This window comes from Methylophaga sp., from assembly GCF_965655755.1.
Lineage (GTDB): Bacteria > Pseudomonadota > Gammaproteobacteria > Nitrosococcales > Methylophagaceae > Methylophaga.
Genome location: NZ_CBFHHW010000016.1, coordinates 1 through 18,717 on the forward strand (window position 1 = coordinate 1; position 18,717 = coordinate 18,717).

15 protein-coding genes and 1 tRNA gene are annotated in these 18,717 nt (G+C 44.6%); 3 read left to right on the forward strand and 13 right to left on the reverse strand.

Translation table 11 applies throughout. From position 1 onward, the window contains the following. The 10 genes from ACTF5U_RS06800 to ACTF5U_RS06845 form a co-directional block, all read right to left on the reverse strand. Window positions 1-386 (reverse strand): response regulator transcription factor (locus ACTF5U_RS06800; RefSeq protein ID WP_438970887.1); only part of this gene is annotated, 386 nt, incomplete at its 3' end. A 506-nt stretch (window positions 387-892) separates the two neighbouring features. Further along, the gene (locus ACTF5U_RS06805) at window positions 893-1,339 is read right to left on the reverse strand and encodes a hypothetical protein (RefSeq protein ID WP_438970888.1); all 447 of its coding nucleotides are present in this window, start codon (window positions 1,337-1,339) and stop codon (window positions 893-895) included. 137 nt (window positions 1,340-1,476) lie between these two features. Next, window positions 1,477-2,004 carry a diguanylate cyclase domain-containing protein gene (locus ACTF5U_RS06810; protein ID WP_438970889.1) on the reverse strand — a complete coding sequence of 176 codons (528 nt, stop codon included), beginning with the start codon at window positions 2,002-2,004 and terminating at the stop codon, window positions 1,477-1,479. Between the two features lie 62 nt (window positions 2,005-2,066). Beyond that, window positions 2,067-2,918 carry a UTP--glucose-1-phosphate uridylyltransferase GalU gene (gene galU / locus ACTF5U_RS06815; RefSeq protein WP_438970890.1) on the reverse strand — a complete coding sequence of 284 codons (852 nt, stop codon included), beginning with the start codon at window positions 2,916-2,918 and terminating at the stop codon, window positions 2,067-2,069. A 62-nt stretch (window positions 2,919-2,980) separates the two neighbouring features. Then, window positions 2,981-4,735, reverse strand: a complete 1,755-nt coding sequence (locus ACTF5U_RS06820) for a sugar phosphorylase (protein WP_438970891.1) — start codon at window positions 4,733-4,735, stop codon at window positions 2,981-2,983. A 12-nt stretch (window positions 4,736-4,747) separates the two neighbouring features. Further along, window positions 4,748-5,971, reverse strand: a complete 1,224-nt coding sequence (locus ACTF5U_RS06825) for a glycosyl transferase (protein WP_438970892.1) — start codon at window positions 5,969-5,971, stop codon at window positions 4,748-4,750. Then, the gene (locus ACTF5U_RS06830) at window positions 5,964-7,730 is read right to left on the reverse strand and encodes an HAD-IIB family hydrolase (protein ID WP_438970893.1); all 1,767 of its coding nucleotides are present in this window, start codon (window positions 7,728-7,730) and stop codon (window positions 5,964-5,966) included. Before ACTF5U_RS06830 ends, ACTF5U_RS06825 begins: the two co-directional genes overlap by 8 nt. 99 nt (window positions 7,731-7,829) lie before the next feature. Further along, complete coding sequence (dmeF, locus tag ACTF5U_RS06835) at window positions 7,830-8,780, reverse strand: CDF family Co(II)/Ni(II) efflux transporter DmeF (RefSeq protein ID WP_438970894.1); 951 nt, start codon at window positions 8,778-8,780, stop codon at window positions 7,830-7,832. Window positions 8,781-9,192: 412 nt separating this feature from the next. After that, window positions 9,193-9,588: a hypothetical protein gene (locus ACTF5U_RS06840; protein WP_438970895.1), complete on the reverse strand. Its 396-nt coding sequence runs from the start codon at window positions 9,586-9,588 to the stop codon at window positions 9,193-9,195. A gap of 106 nt (window positions 9,589-9,694) precedes the next feature. Next, window positions 9,695-10,075 carry an acyl-CoA thioesterase gene (locus tag ACTF5U_RS06845; RefSeq protein WP_438970896.1) on the reverse strand — a complete coding sequence of 127 codons (381 nt, stop codon included), beginning with the start codon at window positions 10,073-10,075 and terminating at the stop codon, window positions 9,695-9,697. A gap of 412 nt (window positions 10,076-10,487) precedes the next feature. Here ACTF5U_RS06845 and ACTF5U_RS06850 point away from each other — a divergent pair, with 412 nt between their 5' ends. Next, the gene (locus ACTF5U_RS06850) at window positions 10,488-12,242 is read left to right on the forward strand and encodes a pyrroloquinoline quinone-dependent dehydrogenase (protein ID WP_438970897.1); all 1,755 of its coding nucleotides are present in this window, start codon (window positions 10,488-10,490) and stop codon (window positions 12,240-12,242) included. Window positions 12,243-13,001: 759 nt separating this feature from the next. Here ACTF5U_RS06850 and dbpA read toward each other — a convergent pair. Together dbpA and ACTF5U_RS06860 are read right to left on the reverse strand one after the other, a co-directional pair. Then, window positions 13,002-14,384: an ATP-dependent RNA helicase DbpA gene (gene dbpA, locus ACTF5U_RS06855; protein ID WP_438970898.1), complete on the reverse strand. Its 1,383-nt coding sequence runs from the start codon at window positions 14,382-14,384 to the stop codon at window positions 13,002-13,004. Between the two features lie 111 nt (window positions 14,385-14,495). Beyond that, window positions 14,496-14,571: transfer RNA gene (locus ACTF5U_RS06860), tRNA-Asn, on the reverse strand. A 178-nt stretch (window positions 14,572-14,749) separates the two neighbouring features. Between ACTF5U_RS06860 and ACTF5U_RS06865 the strand changes: the two genes are divergently transcribed. Beyond that, the gene (locus tag ACTF5U_RS06865; RefSeq protein ID WP_438970899.1) at window positions 14,750-15,406 is read left to right on the forward strand and encodes a hypothetical protein; all 657 of its coding nucleotides are present in this window, start codon (window positions 14,750-14,752) and stop codon (window positions 15,404-15,406) included. A 7-nt stretch (window positions 15,407-15,413) separates the two neighbouring features. On the opposite strand, the gene ACTF5U_RS06870 is transcribed toward ACTF5U_RS06865, so the two are convergent. Continuing rightward, window positions 15,414-16,601 (reverse strand): pyridoxal phosphate-dependent aminotransferase, encoded by a 1,188-nt coding sequence (locus tag ACTF5U_RS06870; protein ID WP_438970900.1) that lies wholly within the window; start codon window positions 16,599-16,601, stop codon window positions 15,414-15,416. Between the two features lie 77 nt (window positions 16,602-16,678). Here ACTF5U_RS06870 and uvrB point away from each other — a divergent pair, with 77 nt between their 5' ends. Next, window positions 16,679-18,688, forward strand: coding sequence for an excinuclease ABC subunit UvrB (gene uvrB, locus ACTF5U_RS06875; protein WP_438970901.1), 2,010 nt, complete (start codon window positions 16,679-16,681; stop codon window positions 18,686-18,688). Window positions 18,689-18,717: the final 29 nt, after the last annotated feature.

Below are 18,717 nucleotides of genomic sequence, written 5' to 3' on the forward strand. Positions count from 1 at the left end.
GTTTTAACTCGTGCATCTGAATGATAAAGCACACTCTTTACTACAGCTTCCAGAACACCATTGTGAACCGGTTTTGTCAGAAAAAAACTGGAACCAGCGTTAATTGATTCAATAAAATGATGGGATGTGTCATGACTGGTGACCATGACTATTGATGCAGGGGAAAATTTCCTTTCTTTGAGTCTTTTAATAACCTCAAAGCCATCAAAGTCCGGGAGACTTATATCAAGAAAAATAATGTCAGGCTGGACGGATATTGCCAGTGTAACAGCGTCACTTCCATTCTCAGCAAGGTGAACCTCGCCATGCTTTTTTAGAATTTCATGATAGTTGTGCAGTGTGACTTTTTCATCGTCGACAATTAAAATTTTGGCGGGTCTATCCATGCATTCGTGCCCCCAGGCACAGTTGCTTTGTACTTACACTTAAATAATCTAGAAGATTTTATTGCTTACTGCAAGGGGAGGGGGGTGTGGACAATATTATCAACTACAAGGGTTTTATAAGTTGACCTCCACATACCTTCCTATTCATTTGAGGAGTTTGTTTCGGACTGACCGGTGTTTTTGGTAGGACCTCATCACTCATCAGGACTTTTTGGTTTTCTCGTCAAAAGAAACACGAAAAAACAGCCTACTATCAGCCCACTGATAATGGCTGCATGCTTCAATAAAGGGAAGATTAATACCAAGGGGACTATGGCTATAAGGGTAGCCAAGAGAGTACTAAGGGCTTTTTGACCGAATGATTTATGTTTATCTTTCAGCGCAGTCTTTGTAACGCGACTACCAGTGACAGCATAGACATAAACCACGTATGCAATAAAAGGCGAAGCCAGAAGACCAACCACGAACTCAAACATGCTGAACGTTACTCGATTAAACAGTCAGGACTATAAGTTATTTGCTTGTTTATAGTCAGCAAAAAACTCTTCAGCAAAAAAGTCGATATCATCAAACAGTTCATTTTGACTGTCGATATTCTTGGCATAGCGACCCCAGACAAATCCTGTTGTCAGGTATTTTTTGCCATTTACTTGAAAATATACCTCTCTGCTAAAGTCTAAATACAACAGATACATATCAGCATGCTTTTCAACTCTGACAAATAATTGTGCATCATCACGTCTACCCGTTTTAATGCCTTCATTACAGGCTATTTTCGTCACAATCTTTTTTACTTTTTCGGCATTCACCTCATCAGGTTCAATGGTGTAAATGATATTGACGGTTGATGGGGTTTTGATTAACAGTTCCGTGTCAGCCTGCGTGATGCTCGGGAAGCTGAGAGTGATAAGCGTAATGACGCTTAATGCGCAATAGAATCGTTTCATACACATTATCGGGAACCTGCTTGAAGTTAAAATGAACAGGCTTCAATGTAGCAAAAACCGAGGTCAATACAAACAGAAAGTCGATTCAGGACGAATAAGACGTCCCCACATTCTTAGCCAGAATAGCTCTGTGCTCTTAACCGTTACTTCAGAACACGACTGTGGAGGCGTGTTTTTGATTGATTGCCACCTTCATATTTCGCATCGCGGGTATGCTTCAAAACTGTTGCCAGCATGTCTAATACGCCATAACAATCACTTTGTTCCGGAGCGTAAGTACTGTGACCAATGCTAACGGTCGCATATCGGCCTGTGGGCGAATGAGGATGAAAGATTTTTAATGCTGCGATCGCTTTGTGCAGACGGTTCGCAAGCTGTGTGGCCTGGCGGAAAGTCATATCGGATGAGATAGCCATTACCTGTTTACGGTTAAAGCGGGCAATAAAATCTGTTTCCCGCTGAAACTGACGACGAATGGCTTTTAGAATTTGTTCAAAACAGTCTGACTTATTTTCCAGACGGGTGAACTTGTCGACATCGATAATAAAAACGGAAATTGAAAAATCCTCTTTGACCGCTTGATGCCACTGCTGAATCAGAGTTTCAAGCAGTGTCGCCTGGTCGATAAGAGTGTCATCATTATTCGCGCTATTATTTGTTGTCGCGTCCATATACATCTTTCAAGACTGTTAAGTTGGTCGGGCCATTAGATTGACCCGACACATTAAGTCTACTATTTTTTATGGTCACGGTTGAAGTAGAAATTAGTTGCCTCAACGAAACCCTCAATGCTGCCACAGTCAAAACGATGGCCTTTGAATTTAAGCGCTAATACTCTTTTTTCCTGGGCTAAGGTGCGAATAGCATCGGTGATTTGTACTTCTCCGTTGGTACCAGGCTCTGTTTTACGGATGTAATCAAAAATATCAGGGGTCAGCACATAACGGCCAATGATACCCAAATTACTGGGGGCATCTTCTGCTTTAGGCTTTTCGACCATGTCGGTGACTTCATACACACCGTCTTCAATTTCATTACCAGAAATAACGCCATAGCTGCTGATATTATCGCCATCTACTTCTTCAATCGCTATCACGCTGCATTGATACTTTTCATAAAGATCGACCAGCTGACTTAGTGCACGTTTGCTGCCTGCTTGTTCGGGATGAGAACACAAATCATCTGCCAGAATAACGGCAAAAGGTTCGTCTCCAATAATAGGTTCTCCACTAAGAATAGCGTGGCCTAAGCCAAGCATCGCCCGTTGACGAATAAAGATAAAGTCACAATCATCCATCAGTTTACGAATGTCTTGTAACTTTTCTTCTTTACTACTGCCTTTGATTTCTTCTTCCAGTTCATAGCTGGTATCAAAATGATCCGCTATGGCACGTTTACCACGACCAGTAATGAAGCCTGATTGAGTGACGCCTGCCTCAACGGCTTCTTCGACCCCGTACTGAATCAGAGGTTTATTCACGATGGGCAGCATCTCTTTGGGCATGGCCTTGGTCGCGGGTAAAAAGCGTGTTCCGTAACCTGCCACCGGAAATAGACACTTTCGAATAGGTTTAGCTTGTTGCATTCAATTATCCTCTCTTTGTCTGACTGTAACAGTGATTTATGACAGCACTGTTGCAGGGTGGATTAACCATTTGTAATCCAAAGTACTTGATAAGGCGCCACACTGAACGTCTCGGTCGATTCATCAAAAATATAGCCACTTATTAAATCCCACCAACGATCAGTGACGACCAGATTAAGTTCTGCGATTCTGAGCGCTTGAGGTGTGTCACTGACGTTATAAATACAGAAAACACTCTGTCTTCTGTCCATGCTTTGACGCCAGAAACCAAACAAATGTTCGCCCATATGCAGTGTAAATTGCGTTGCATTAGGATGAAAAGCACGTTGTTGCTGACGTAAATGAATCAGTTTTTTCAGCAGTCCGGATACTTTGTGATGTTGCGTGTCGGGATCAGCGAGTTTGTTTTGCAGTGTATTGTAATCCCATTCATGCCGGTTAATGCCCCTATTTTGTTCGGTGCGTTTTAATTTCTCTGTATCGTTACCAGTCGCGAACAGACTGTGGAAGTAAATCCCGGGAATACCTTCCAGTGCGAGCATGATGGCGTGAGCACAAATAAACCGGTCAATATTCCATTGATCTTTGCCATTAGTCGTGCCTTGCAGTGCATCGAATAAAGAGATATTGATTTCATACGGTTTCTTTACGCCATTATCACCGGCACGCCATGAAATCTGTCCACCAAAGTGTTGCATCGTGTTGATCAACGAAGCAATTTCCGCCTCAGAGAGTAGGCCTTCAGCGGGTCTGAGGCCGATACCATCATGCGAAGCAATAAAGTTGAAGTATGCGGTGCCATTCTGAGCGGGTGGCATGCTCATAAGCCACTGTTTGAGATAGGTGCAATTGCCGGTGACCATTGTATTAACAAGCAGAGGTGGTAATGAAAAGTTGTAAATACAGTGCGCTTCGTTGGCGTTACCAAAATAACTTAAGTTTTCACGGTTGGGGATATTGGTTTCGGTAATAATCACTGCGTCAGGACAGGCATGTTGAATCAGGCTCCGCATCAATCTCACCACCTCATGGGTTTCGGGCAGATTAAGGCAGTTAGTGCCCGGTCTTTTCCACAGGAAGGCAACCGCATCCAGTCGGAAAATACGTATTCCTTTGTCCAGGTAAAATCGAACAATATTGATGAATTCTTTCAAAACCGATGGATTACGAAAGTCAAAATCCACTTGGGTATGGCTGAAGGTGCACCAGACAAATTTAACGCCATCCTTGGTTTCAGTCTCTCTCAGGAGGGGACTGGTACGCGGTCTGACAACCTGACTGACCGGTGCATTTTGTGGCGCCGTATAAAAATAGTCATGGCCTGTTCCCTCAGCCCGAATGAAGTTTTTGAACCATTCACTGTTGCTGGAACCGTGATTAATGACTAAATCCGCCATCAGACGATAATCCTGAGCAATGTGCTCAATGTCCTCCCAATCCCCGAGTTTTTCATTTACTTTGTAGTAGTCCATGACGGCAAAGCCATCATCAGAGCAATAAGGAAAGAAAGGCAAAATATGGACGCTGTTAATGAAGTCACGAATATGTTCATTTAAAAACCGATGTAAGGTTTTTAATGGTGCTTCATCTTCCGTTTGAACACTGTTGCCATAAGTAATCAATACCATATCACGTTGATCCCAGTTGTTTTTATGGGATACGGTCTCATGGAACTCGTCATTGAGACGCATGATGTCGATAATCTCATCAGTGATCTGCTGTAGTGGTGTGTCCGGTATTGCTTCGGAGTAGATTGCCTCTAAATGATACAAAACAGTCTCGTTAAGCAGTTTCAGCTGTGATTCATTGGGCGTCATAGACAGTGATCCTTAAGCAGAAAATTCCTGGTAATCAGCTTCAACGGCTTCATAGAGGCGTTCAAAAATATCAGGCAAAGCACTTTGTACTCGGCTCCAACTCGGTGTGAATGGCGTTTCCATGGGGTTTTCAAGGAACATTTGGCCAGCGTCCATAATGTTTTTGGCAAACATCTCTACCGACTCTTCCTCTTGGTGGATATCAAATTGAAGCCCATTCATTGCCGCATCATTCCGGTACGTTTCAACAAAATCCAATGCAATCCGATAATAGCTTGCTTTCAACGTTCGGAAAGACTCAGCCGAGAAGACCGTGCCTTTGGTTGCCAGCTTACGAAATAAAGATTTGGCTATATCAATCGACATTTTTGATAAACCAGCCTGTTGATCATCCAACGACAATTCCTGATGCTTGTGATCATAGTTATCGGCTACATCTACCTGGCATAAACGGTTATTAGAATAGTTGCGATGCATTTCTGATAAAACGCCAATTTCCAGTCCCCAGTCACTCGGAATTCGTAAGTCTGTGAGTACATCACGCCGGAAAGAAAACTCACCTGCAAGTGGGTAGCGGAAACTATCCATATAGTCGAGGTATTGATGATTGTCGACAACGGATTTCAAAGCACGAATCAACGGTGTGACAAGTAAACGCGATACTCGCCCGTTTAATTTTCCACTCGCCACGCGGGCATAATAGCCCTTACAAAATTCATAATTAAATCGGGGGTTGGCGACCGGATAAATAAGCCTTGCAAGTAATTCGCTATTGTAAGTCAGGATATCGCAATCATGAAGAGCGATAGACTCCGCCTTACCTGAAGCAAGAATATAACCCATGCAATACCAGACATTGCGTCCTTTGCCTAACTCTCGTGGGGCGAGTCCTAATGATTGTAATTCAGCATCGATTGCTTTCAATCTTGGCCCATCATTCCAGAGCACGCGATGATGTTGAGGCAACCCGGAAAAAAACTTCAGTGCATGGCGATATTGAGCCTCGTCGGCACGATCCAGACCAATAACAATTTCTGAGAGGTACGGTACCGCTTTTAGGTGCTGTACGATGTTCGCTAATGCTTCACCTTCCAGTTCTGAAAACAGGGAAGGGAGCAACAAGCCCATTGGTCTTTGTTTGCTGAACTGAATGAGATCGCTCTCAAGATCAGCCAAGTGTCGATCTGTCAGATTGTGTAAGGTAGTAATAATCCCATTCTGGTGAAAATCAGCCATGATTGCCTCGGGGTAAGTTGGATGAATCGGAATGCATCGTTGCATCGATGATTTTGTTGACACCCTCGGCCCAGCCTTTGGGCCCGGTGTGAGTGGAAATATAGAGATTGTGCTTGCGCTCAACAACTGGAACAGCGTGTACGGGTGAGCGAATAATCAATGCATAATCGGCTTTTTCAAGCATCGCCAGATCATTCTGGCTGTCACCGATAGCAAGTGTTTTGAGCTGATGCGCATAGGCGTTAGATTTATAGACATTCGTTAGCCATTCTATTGCCTGTCCTTTATCACATTGACCTGAAACGTGAATAAAGCGTCCGCCTTCCAGAATTTGTGCGCCGTGTCGTTTTAACTCGTCGATGAACTGTTGTTTACGATTACCGTTACCATGCCAACTGACAGGCTCACCATATTGACGTCTCGCTGCACGTGCTGCCGCATGAACATTAAGCCCTGTCATTGCAATGATGCCGTCAATACCGGCATCCGCAAAGGTTTTGAATTGATCCTGATATTGCGATCTGACCTCTTCGATTAAGGATTGCCACTGCTTACGCGGTTCACAAAACTCTTTTACCCAGAAAGCGTCTCTCTCGATAGTACCTTCTGGTTGATATGCGAAGTAGCCGATAGGAATAAACACCGCCGCACCATTTTCTACAATGAAAGGATGGCCATTATTCAAACTGTCTCTCAGTAGCTCCACCTCAGCCTGCGTTTTACTGGTAACAGGGATAACCGGTATGTTTTCTTTTTCTAAGATTTCGAGTGTGGGGACTGCTTCATCAAAGTGATAATCATGATGATCCAAGAGGCTTCCATCCATATCAGTGAAAACGAGCCAGTCCCTTGATTTCATGGCATTAAGTATCGGCGTATTAGATGTCAGTTTGATGATTTCGCGGTGTTGATTTAATTCGTATAGGTAATGCACTTTTGCTGGCAGTGTTTTCAGTGTGTTTTCAGTAATTCGCTGGTAAAACTTAATAAAGCGGGACAAAGCCTGTTTATCCATCAAATGTGATTGTTCCGATGTATCCAGCGTTTTGCTTAGTTTAGTTTCCTGTTCAAGTCGCCACTCAAAGACGGCGTTAAAAGAGGGCGCTTTTAACATGACCCAAAAATCAATGCGCTCAAACAAAGCAGGATAAACGGTGGCTAATTGTTCATTAACATAGCGACGCCAGCTGCAATTTGTATCTTCCTGAAATTCGAGATCGTTGAGCGGATTGACTAGATCTGATTCTTTTTGTGCTTCAGAACCCAGGCACCAACCTTCCAAAATGATGATATCAACTGGCGCTTTGATCTTAGGTGTTGAGTTCTCCGGAAAACGATCATCAATCGCTTTATTAAACCGGGGAATGGAAACGGGGCGATGGCTGTGTAGTAAGTCTGTTATCGTTTTATTCGCTAAGGCAATGTCATGGGTGCCGGGGACACCTCGCGTTGATAGTAGTGGATGTACTTTCTTTGCTAGGGACTGGCGTTCATGTCGCGTGTAATAAAAATCATCCAGCGATAAAGAGACCGCATTAAGATGAAATTGACGTTGTAGAATAAAAACCAGAAAGGCCGCCAGCGTACTCTTGCCTGAGCCTTGTGCACCATTGATACCGACAATGATTGGCTTTTTTGCACCTTTATGGTGCAGTAGAATATCTTCAGCCAGTCCAGTGAACCATCGCTCCGCCTGCGTCAGATAGGCCTGTGGTAACTGATGTTGTATGAGAAAAGCGCTGATATCGATGTCCAGCATATCCATGACTCTTTGTAATCTTCAAATCGAATATATAGCCCAACGCAATATTCATACCGCTGAATTGTGATTTACCAGGTTTACTCATAAAACAAATGGTTAACGGTCTTCTGTTACTTCCATTTTATGATGGCAGTTCTGTTCCTGACATTGATGAACTTCAATTGTAACGTGTGACAACCGGTCAAAATCGGCGAGCAGGTTTTTATAATGTGCGGTAGGCTTTGGATGATCACTGATGATAGTCATTATCGCCGCATAATGGTGAGCACTGACATGCCATATATGAAAATCAGCAATACGGTTATCAGCATCCTGCTCTATCTGTTGACGAATAGCTTTCTGGTAGTCTGAATCGATACTTCCGTCCAATAAAATGGGACTCGTCTCTCTGACAAGACCTATAGCCCAGACACTGATTATTACTGCACCGACAATGCCCATAACCGGATCAAGCCAGTTAAGCCCAGCAAACTTAGCTGCCAGCAATGCCGCGATAGCGAGCACAGATGTTAAGGCATCTGCTAATACATGCACGTAAGCAGCTTTGAGATTGTGATCATGATGTTGGTGAGCTCCATCTTGATGGTGATGATGGTCTTTCAATAACAATGCACAGATAAGATTTACCGTTAAACCCAATACGGCGACAAGGATAGCGGCATTAAACTGGATCTCGGTCGGTGAGAAAAGACGTTCCACTGACTCCAGTACCATCAGGAATGCAACAACACCCAGAGCGATGGCACTGGTAAAACCACCCAAAACGCTTACTTTTCCGGTGCCAAATGAGAAGGCCGGATTATCTGAATGTTTTTTTGCGTAATGGTAGGCAAATAGGGTGATTAGAAACGCTGCAACATGGGTTGCCATGTGCCAGCCATCCGCTAGCAGAGCCATCGAACCAAACATACTACCGGCAATAAGTTCTGCCAGCATGGTGACGGCTGTCAGTATCAGAACATAACGCGTTCTGGTCTCGCCCTGCTGATTATTTGCGCTGACAAAATTGTGATTCTGCTGCCAATGTTCAATACTGCGCTGATGCATATTTATCTGACTCGGCTATTAATAATGCATATATGCTAGACGGTCTTTGAGTTTATAGGCAAAAAAAAGGGGTGAACATTTAGTTCACCCCAAGCTCAGCACGTAGACAAGAGAGAAATTACAAACAACATAAAGCTGAAGGTATTGTTTGTGATATAGATACAGCATTACTCATGCCAATAAATAAAATCAAATAAAAACATAGGTTTAAGGTTTTTTATTATTCCGGGAAAGTGTATTTTGCACAGAGTCAGTGCGTTTATTTAAGATGCTGCACTAAGTTAATTCGGCATGTGAAAAGTGGATTCTGAATAAAAAATAACAATCTAAAGTTTCGCGCCGGGAGAATACGTCGATAAAAAGCATGGTGCTCTCGTCTGATCATAAATGAATCGCAGGTCATAATTGTCGCTTATTGAAATACGTGTTGTTGCCTTCTATCTCGGCCCTTCCTGTGCTCTTGTTTAGAATAGATATGCTCCATCGCAACACTGACATGGCGTCTATCATAATCTTGACGACGATCAGCGTAGTGTTTATAGGTGCATTGGCATTTAGACGCTTCGCAACCAACTAATGGCAGGGGCGTGACCTCGTTAGCTAAAAATCGTTTACCATTCAGACGCATGGCTGCATCACAGGCATGTGAGCAAGCTTGCACACTGACGGCGTGATAACGATAACGAGTGTTGTCATCATCTGTCTCGTCATTGCCACGACCTGAGGTATTGGAATCTCTCTGCTCAGGCCAAAACCATATGATCAAGAGTAGAACAGGAATAAGAAGAAGGTATAGCCAATCGTTCATAGCATGTTCTCCCGTACTGAAAATCAGAAAAATTGCTGATAATTTAACAATACCACAACAGTTTTTTAATAATATCAGTATCTTATAATTCTACCGAAGTAGAAATTTATTTGATAGGAGTTGGTTTGCGATCGTCATCGATATGGACATAGATAATTACGGCAGTGGCTACTTTAATAATGCGTTCCGTACCTGCTTGACGACGTTCACTGTACACGTCGATAGTAATAGTGACTGAGCTTGTGCCTATTTGGACTTTATCGGCATAAATACTAACAATATCACCCACTAAAACAGGGGCAAGAAATTGAAAGTCTTTTACCGCGACAGTGACTACACGGCCACCTGCTTTTCGACTGGCGATGATGCCTCCAGCGATATCACACTGTGACATCAGCCATCCACCGAATATGTCGCCAGCTACATTGACTTCGTTGGGGCGTGCCATGATTCTCAATACAGCATGCGTTTCGGGTAATGTTTCCATTGAATGTCCTTGACGTGGTTCTGACATGTTTTCTTTAATTAAAGCAAGCGTTCTAGTATGACTTGTTCTTTAATGATTTTAATTGTAGCTAGGATTTATCGCTTTAAACCAACAAAGTAACAAAATTCATTCTTTATAGGCATTTATAAAAGATATAAATCCTGACATGTACACAAAGGTTATGGCCATTCTTTGGACTAGGATGTAACTGTTCTTTCGTTGGGTCTTGAAGAGCTTACTCATAGTTAGAAAAGTTACTTATGTAAATAAATAGCATAAAGAATAGTGATTTAGCTGTTTAATTACAGTCTCTTTCCTACATCCTTCCAATAAATTAAACGTATTTTTTATCTTTATACAAAAAACAGTTATGGTTGTGTTAACGCAGTCTTCAAAGACAAGGGTTAATTCAATGAAAAATCAGTTTGTGTCAGTCATAGCGTCGTGTTTGATGCTCATCAGTGCAATGACCGTGATGGCCGAGGATGAGCAGTGGTCCGTATTTGGTGGTAACACGCTTCACCAGCGCTATTCGCCGTTGACACAAATTTCTCCTCAAAATGTTGCACAACTAGTTGAGGCATGGCAGTTCAATTCTGGAAATATAGCGACATTTCAGGCTACGCCTATTGTTAAAGATTCGATTATGTACGTGTCTTTGCCATTTAATGATGTAGTGGCTCTTGATGCCAGCAATGGTGATTTGATTTGGCGCTACCAGCACGATCGCATTGAAACGCGCGAGATGTGCTGTGGCCCAGCCAATCGTGGTGTTGCTGTGGCAGATAATGCTGTCTTTATGGGAACTGTTGATGGTCGCTTAATTGCACTGGATGCAAAAACCGGTGAGAAAAGATGGGATAAAGACGTGACGCAGGGCAATATCGGTATACAGGAAGATATTGCTTCCTTAGCGGGTAATACTGAAGGCAGTGTTTCAGGTGCTTCCGGTGCCGGCCTGAATATGGCCCCCATGGTTTATAACGGTAACGTTATTATCGGCATCACTGGTGTTGGCTATGGCTTGCATCTGGATTCTGCCGATCCTGATGCGCCGCTGGGTGCAGTCGTCGGCATTGCAGGTAAATACGGTCGTCGCGGTTTTCTGGCAGCCTATGATGTTGAAACTGGTGAGCAAAGCTGGCAATTCGATACGATTCCAGCACAAGGTTGGGAAGGCGATTTTGTCGCCACCACACCAGGTGGGGAGAGATTGCCTCGTGATATTGAAGCTGAGAAAGCCTCGGCTGATAAATATGCCGATGCCTGGCGTTATGGCGGGGGCTCTGCGTGGAGTACGCCTGCAATTGATCATGAGACCGATACATTGTTTTTTGGAACCGGCAATCCTTCTCCACAAATGGAAGGATCGTCGCGCCCCGGAGATAATCTTTACACATCGTCTCTGGTCGCACTGGATGCGAATACCGGCAAAATAAAATGGCATTTCCAGCAGGTGCCGCATGATATGTGGGGATATGATGTGGCGAGTCCGCCCGTCCTGTTCGACCTGCATCAACAGGGTAAAACCATTCCAGTAGTGGGCCAGGCAGGCAAGACAGGCTGGTTTTATGTCATCAATCGAGAAACAGGCAAGTTACTGTTCAAAAGTGACGCCTACGTGCCTCAGCAGAATATGTTTCAGTCGCCTTCTGAAGACGGCATTATTATTTATCCGGGGGTGTTGGGCGGCTCAAACTGGTCCCCTGTTTCACTTGATCCAGACCGGAGGCGTGTATTTATTGCTGGAATACACTGGCCAATCAATTACAGCCTGCACCAGTTACCTGAAAAGAATGGGATAAAAGGGCTGCAATATTCATCCATGTCGCCGCTGGATACGGATGAAAGGTATGGCCTGCTGAGTGCGATTGATATTGATACCGGTGAACTGGTTTGGCAACACAAAACGACGGATCCTCTCTTGGGAGGCGTCTTGAGCACTGCAACAGGCCTGGTTTTTAGTGGCGAGGGCAGTGGCGCGTTATTTGCGCTGGATGCGAAGTCAGGTAAAAAGCTCTGGTCCGGGCCATCCGATGCTGGAGTAAATGCGCCACCAATCACGTATGAAATTAATGGTAAGCAATACGTTGCAGTCGTCAGTGGTGGTAACAGACTATTTGGCTATAAAAGTGGCGACGCAATTAAAGTCTGGTCTCTACCTTAATGCTATGAAGTAGTTGCAGTTTAGACTCTATTTCGCTGGTCCACTCGATCGACAATTGAGTGACCGACAAATTATTCAGTGGGATGGAGTAGTGAAAGTACTTTGATTAATTCTCTGTGTGTCAGCGATGAGTACTCGAACTGACGTCATCAACTATGCGAAAAAATTTAAAACCATAATCGGGCACGCATAATCAGCCAAGCGGCTATAGCGAAACTAATGCCTGACAGAAAGGCGAATATATTTTCGAATGCCAGGGGAACAGTCAAACCAGAGCCGAGGTATACAAATGGCATCGCGTTGTAAATGAAGTTTGGTAACATAATCTGACGTCCTTGCTAATTAAGTGACACCCCTATCCGAAACTTTCTCTTCCAGATGGTGTGATGATGTCTATAGACATAGGATCGTAAATTTGTAGAACTTGGACTACCCCTTGTTTGTAGGGAGACTTAATGCCAGTTCAGATTAGGTCATAAAATTGGCAATAATACGACCGCCATATTTTGATGTATTTGTTAACAATTCCGACTGGATTTCAGTGATTAACGGTCGGCTTCAAATGAGATAGTTGAGATCTGGCTAATGAAGAAAAACACACAGTTTGAGACTCGCCTCTGTGTTGATAGGGAAAGTTGCTTCATCACTGGCGTTAGCAAATGCTCATCAAATGAGGATGACTATTATGTTATTGGGGCGAGCTTTCCTTAATACGTCATGACAGAACATTACAGCGATTTCGACATGAAGGGCATATGGTTAGCGAATGACACGTGCCCGAACTGCTTTGCCTTTGATTTTACCGGCTGACAAGTAATTCAATGCCTGTCTCAGTGCCGATTTATCCACCGCAACATAACTCGACATATCAAAAATATCAATCTTACCGATTTGTGCCCCCTTCAATCCGGCATCACCGGTTAGGGCACCGAGAATATCACCCGGGCGAATTTTTCCTTTTCGTCCTTCATCTATCTGAATAGTGGCCATGGGAGCCTGCAGGGTAAAAGTAGTATCAGTATCCAGCGAGGTTAATACACCGCTTGTTAGCGTGTGTTTTTGAGCTTCTTCAATGGCGAGAATGCGTGGTGTCTCAGCCGGGGTCACAATACTCATTGCAAGCCCAGTCTGACCTGCACGACCTGTTCTTCCTATACGGTGAACATACACCTCAGGATCACGTGGGAGCTCATAGTTAATCACCATTTTAAGATCTTTGATATCGAGTCCACGGGCTGCTACATCCGTTGCTACTAAAACAGGGCAGCTATTATTAGCAAAGCGGACTAGTACCTGGTCACGTTCACGCTGCTCCAGATCGCCATGAATGGCTAAGGCTTCAATGCGATGCTGCTTCAAAAAGTTTGCTACTTCATCACATTGCTTTTTGGTATGACAGAAAACCACGCAGGTGTCAGGTTGATAATGGGCGAACAAAGCCAATAAGGCGTTATCCCGCTCGTTCTTATTTACCTCATAAATAAGCTGTTCGATAACGTCTTTATTGTGTTCAGTCTCAACAGTGACGGTTAAAGGATTCTGTTGATATTGGCGACTTATCTGCTGAATACTGTCTGGATAAGTGGCAGAGAAGAGGAGGGTCTGACGCTTTTTAGGGGTCTGTCCGATAATAGCCTGCATAGCGTCAGCAAAGCCCATATCGAGCATGCGATCAGCTTCGTCAAGCACTAATGCTTTTAGTCCATCCAGTTTGAGTGTGTGCTTACGGAGATGATCCTGAATACGACCTGGTGTGCCAACGACGATATGTGCCCCATGTTCCAGCGAACCAATTTGAGGACCAATCGGTTTGCCACCGCACAGCATCACCAGTTTGATGTTGGGCATAAACCGGGCAAGTTTGCGTATTTCTTTGCCGACTTGTTCGGCTAACTCGCGAGTCGGGCATAACACGAGTGCCTGTACACCGAAGAATCGAGGATTCAGCTTCTCCAACAGGCCAATACCGAATGCCGCTGTTTTACCACTCCCTGTTTTAGCCTGAGCAATGACGTCTCTGCCGTTAAGAATTTCAGGCAGACTTTGCGCCTGGATGGGGGTCATGCTTTCATAACCCAGTGATGCTAGGGCATCCAGTTGAGTTTTAGGCAGATTGAGTGAACTAAAGCTGGTGTTCGACATGATAGGAGATACTCGGAGGTGATTGCATTCGAGGTATTAGGATAACCGTGCCGAATGAGCAGATACAAAAAAGCCCTGAAAATTGCTTTTCAGGGCTTTCTGGAATCTTGTTGGCTCCCCGAGCTGGACTCGAACCAGCGACCCAATGATTAACAGTCATTTGCTCTACCAACTGAGCTATCGGGGAACAGAAAGAAGCGTATGATAGAGGCTTAAGGCTTGGCCGTCAAGGATTGAGGACATTTTTTTCCAAATGTTGTCATGCCTGTAAAATTAGCCGCTACTAAGTAGTTGATTTTCTAATTTCAGGCAGGGGACAGTCGTACAGACTGTGCTCATTTTCTGTAGACAAAAGGAGGGATTGCGTGGAGTATCTGGTGCCGGTTAGTACCGCGATTATGGCGGTAATATGGATCATTTATTTTCAGCTTTTTTTCTGGCAGTACCGACGGAACAGTCGTCCTTATCTCGTATTTCACCATGCCCAAAATGATAATCCGGATGCCATTTGTTTACTGGTCAATATGGGGGAGTTGCCTGTTCATGTTCAGACTGTTCAGGCTGTAGTGACTCTGAACGATGGAAGCGTTAAAACAAGGACTGTTACTGACTTTCAGCACATTAATCCAGATCAGAAAGATCTTCAACATAGCCTGAGACAGGGACCCGTTTTATCGGGTGGTTATATCGTTCTGGGAACCTTTAGAAATATGCTGCTGGGCGGACACGAAGAGATTGACAGTAAACAAGAGGCACAAATTTTGGGCGCCATTGAGAGTCTTGAATTAAGAGTCGCCGTAATTCATGGTCCTAGTCGATTTCCTGTCGGTGCCAGGCGTACCTTTAAGATTGAGCACGATGGGAGTACTCGTATTCAGCCGGTTAATATATTCACGGAACAACTGACTAAAAAACGCGATCAGGCGCTGGTGAGAGAATGGATAGAGTGTGATTTAAATCCGAGTAGAACAGGACGTTCTGAGTCAGATAGCTCCTCGCAAGAGGAGCCATCTGAAGGTTGAGACAAATTTATTGTGTGATGAAGTCTGCAATTCTGTCTAAGGCATTTCGCAGGTTTTCTTCACTGGTAGCAATTGACAAGCGTACATGGTTTTTTAAGCCAAACGCACTACCGGGAACTACCGCAACGCCTTTGTCTATGAGTAACGCTTCAGCAAAATCCATATCGTCTTTTAACTCGGGTTTACGTTCTAACACGCCAGCGATGTTAGGAAATACATAGAACGTACCGTTTGTCTCGAGTGAATCAACCCCGGGCATGTTGTTCAAAGCGGTCACGACAAAATCATGCCGTTTTTTAAACTCGGTCAACATGCTCTCGATGCAGCCCTGATCACCATTTAATGCTTCAACGGCAGCAGCCTGTGAAATTGACGCCGGGTTTGACGTGCTTTGTGACTGCACTTTTTTCATCGATGCAATCAGCTCAGCCGGACCTGCTGCATAACCAATACGCCATCCGGTCATTGAATAGGCTTTGGAAACACCATTCATTACTAAAGTTCTGTCGTAAAAGTCAGGGTTTGCATTAACGATATTGCAGAAGGGTTCATCGGCCCAATAGATGTGTTCGTACATATCATCGGTCGCGATCAGGATATCCGGGTGCTTACGAAGCACTTCGCCCAGCGCTTTGAACTCTTCCATACTGTAAGCCATCCCTGTCGGATTGGATGGGCTGTTGATCACAAATAAACGTGTTTTGTCAGTGATAGCAGCTTCAAGCTGTTCGGGTGTTATTTTGAATTGGTTTTCCTGGCCCGCTTCGATGATGACTGGCTTGCCGTCGGCAAGTAAGGTCATATCAGGGTATGATACCCAATACGGTGCCGGAATGATGACTTCGTCACCCGCCTGGATATACGCTTGAGCCAAGTTGAAAAAGCTCTGTTTACCGCCGACAGAGACCAGTATTTGGTTGGCTTCGTAGTCGAGGTTGTTGTCGCGTGCGAACTTTTTTATGATTGCCTGTTTCAAATCAGGCGTACCATCAACCGGTGTGTATTTGGTCTTGCCGCTGTTGATTGCTTCAATCGCAGCTATTTTAATGTGATCCGGTGTATCGAAATCGGGTTCGCCCGCACCCAGACCAATCACATCTTTTCCTTCGGCTCTTAGTTCCGCTGCACGGGCAGTGATGGCTAGAGTGGGGGATGGTTTGATGTTTTGAACGCGTTGGGAGAGCTTGATAGTCAAAATCTTTCCTTCATTAACTCAGTAAATTAATAAACAACTCAGTAATATACGCCAAACCTAAACGATGCTAAAGACGTATGAGTAAACATTTTCAGTTAGTCAGTGATTTTTCACCAGCCGGTGATCAGCCAGCAGCGATTAAGACTTTGATCGAAGGGCTTGAAAACGGCGAGATGTGGCAAACCCTTCTGGGGGTAACCGGTTCCGGTAAGACTTTTACCATTGCCAATGTTGCGCAAGCAGTTGGTCGGCCGATTATGGTTCTGGCGCCGAATAAAACCCTCGCAGCGCAGCTGTATAGTGAAATGAAAGAGTTCTTCCCGAATAACGCAGTGGAATATTTCGTTTCCTATTATGATTATTATCAGCCAGAGGCCTACGTGCCTTCCTCTGACACCTTCATTGATAAAGATGCTTCGGTAAACGAACAGATAGAACAAATGCGCTTGTCCGCGACCAAAGCCATGCTTGAGCGACGTGACGCCATTATTGTGTCCAGTGTGTCGTGTATATACGGTCTGGGTGAGAAAGATGCTTACCTAGAAATGGTGCTGCATTTGGTGCAGGGCGATGTGATTAATCAGCGTGATATTCTGCGCCGTCTGACCGAGTTGCAATATAGCCGCAATGATATTGAGCTGCACCGTGGTACTTATAGAGTTCGGGGTGAAGTCATTGATATCTTCCCGGCAGAGTCGGAGCGGGATGCTGTCAGAGTTGAGTTATTTGATGATGAAATTGAACAAATCAGCTATTTCGATCCCTTAACAGGCGAAGTGTTGCAGCGACTGAGTCGGATTACGATTTACCCCAAAACCCACTATGTAACTCCCAGGGACAACCTGCTTAAAGCGGTTGATGCCATTAAAGAAGAGTTAAGCGAACGACTGAAAGAGCTGAATGCACAAGATAAGCTGGTTGAAGCACAGCGACTGGAGCAGCGCACGCGCTTTGATATTGAGATGTTACTAGAGCTCGGCTATTGCAATGGTATTGAAAACTATTCACGTCATTTGTCCGGACGTGGGCCGGGCGCAGCACCACCGACATTGTTTGATTACCTGCCCGATGATGCTGTGCTGGTGATTGATGAGAGTCATGTGATGGTGCCGCAAATCGGCGCCATGTATAAAGGCGATCGTTCTCGTAAAGAAACACTGGTGAATTACGGCTTTCGCTTGCCTTCTGCATTGGATAACCGCCCGCTTATGTTTGAAGAGTGGGAGAAGCTTGCCCCGCAGACCATTTTTGTCTCTGCCACACCCAGCAAATATGAGAAAGAACATTCCAGTACCATTGTTGAGCAGGTGGTGCGTCCTACCGGTCTGGTTGATCCTCAGATAGAAATTCGTCCGGTAGGAACACAGGTTGATGATCTGCTATCCGAGATCAATAAACGTGCAGTCATTAACGAGCGTGTTTTGGTCACGACACTCACTAAACGTATGGCTGAAGATCTGACGGATTATCTGCGTGAGCACAATGTGAAGGTTCGTTATCTGCATTCCGATATCGATACTGTCGAAAGGGTAGAGATTATTCGTGACCTGCGGTTGGGTGAGTTTGATGTGCTAATCGGTATCAACTTACTGCGTGAAGGGCTGGATATACCAGAAGTATCGCTGGTGGCTATTCTGGATGCTGATAAAGAAGGTTTTCTACGTAGTGATAGATCGTTGATTCAAACTATCGGTCGTGCGGCGCGTAACCTGAATGGTCGCGCCATTTTATATGCGGATGAAATTACCGGATCGATGCAACGAGCTATGGAAGAAACAGATCGTCGCCGAGACAAACAAATTGCGTTTAATAAAGAGCATGGTATTACGCCGCAAGGCATTAAAAAGGCCATCCGCGCCGGTATGGATGATGTAAAAGATAAGAAAAATAGTGAAGCTTATGCCAAGGTTGCCGAGGAGCAGGCTGAGTATGCCGCGCTGAGTCCACAGCAACTGGCAAAACGGATCCACAAAATCGAGCAAGCCATGTATAAACACGCGCAAAACCTTGAATTTGAAGAGGCGGCCAGGCTGCGTGATGAACTTGAGCATCTCCGTAGCGTCGCGTTAGGTCCTGTCGCAATTTAAAATACTTGCAATCTGATGCTAGCTGCGTA

Coding starts and splice junctions, on each gene's coding strand:
- ACTF5U_RS06805 (WP_438970888.1), bottom strand. CDS start 1,339: ATGTGTATGAAACGATTCTATTGCGCATTAAGCGTCATTACGCTTATC.
- galU (WP_438970890.1), bottom strand. CDS start 2,918: ATGCAACAAGCTAAACCTATTCGAAAGTGTCTATTTCCGGTGGCAGGT.
- dmeF (WP_438970894.1), bottom strand. CDS start 8,780: ATGCATCAGCGCAGTATTGAACATTGGCAGCAGAATCACAATTTTGTC.
- dbpA (WP_438970898.1), bottom strand. CDS start 14,384: ATGTCGAACACCAGCTTTAGTTCACTCAATCTGCCTAAAACTCAACTG.
- ACTF5U_RS06850 (WP_438970897.1), top strand. CDS start 10,488: ATGAAAAATCAGTTTGTGTCAGTCATAGCGTCGTGTTTGATGCTCATC.
- ACTF5U_RS06810 (WP_438970889.1), bottom strand. CDS start 2,004: ATGGACGCGACAACAAATAATAGCGCGAATAATGATGACACTCTTATC.
- ACTF5U_RS06840 (WP_438970895.1), bottom strand. CDS start 9,588: ATGAACGATTGGCTATACCTTCTTCTTATTCCTGTTCTACTCTTGATC.
- ACTF5U_RS06830 (WP_438970893.1), bottom strand. CDS start 7,730: ATGCTGGACATCGATATCAGCGCTTTTCTCATACAACATCAGTTACCA.
- ACTF5U_RS06820 (WP_438970891.1), bottom strand. CDS start 4,735: ATGACGCCCAATGAATCACAGCTGAAACTGCTTAACGAGACTGTTTTG.
- uvrB (WP_438970901.1), top strand. CDS start 16,679: ATGAGTAAACATTTTCAGTTAGTCAGTGATTTTTCACCAGCCGGTGAT.
- ACTF5U_RS06845 (WP_438970896.1), bottom strand. CDS start 10,075: ATGGAAACATTACCCGAAACGCATGCTGTATTGAGAATCATGGCACGC.
- ACTF5U_RS06825 (WP_438970892.1), bottom strand. CDS start 5,971: ATGGCTGATTTTCACCAGAATGGGATTATTACTACCTTACACAATCTG.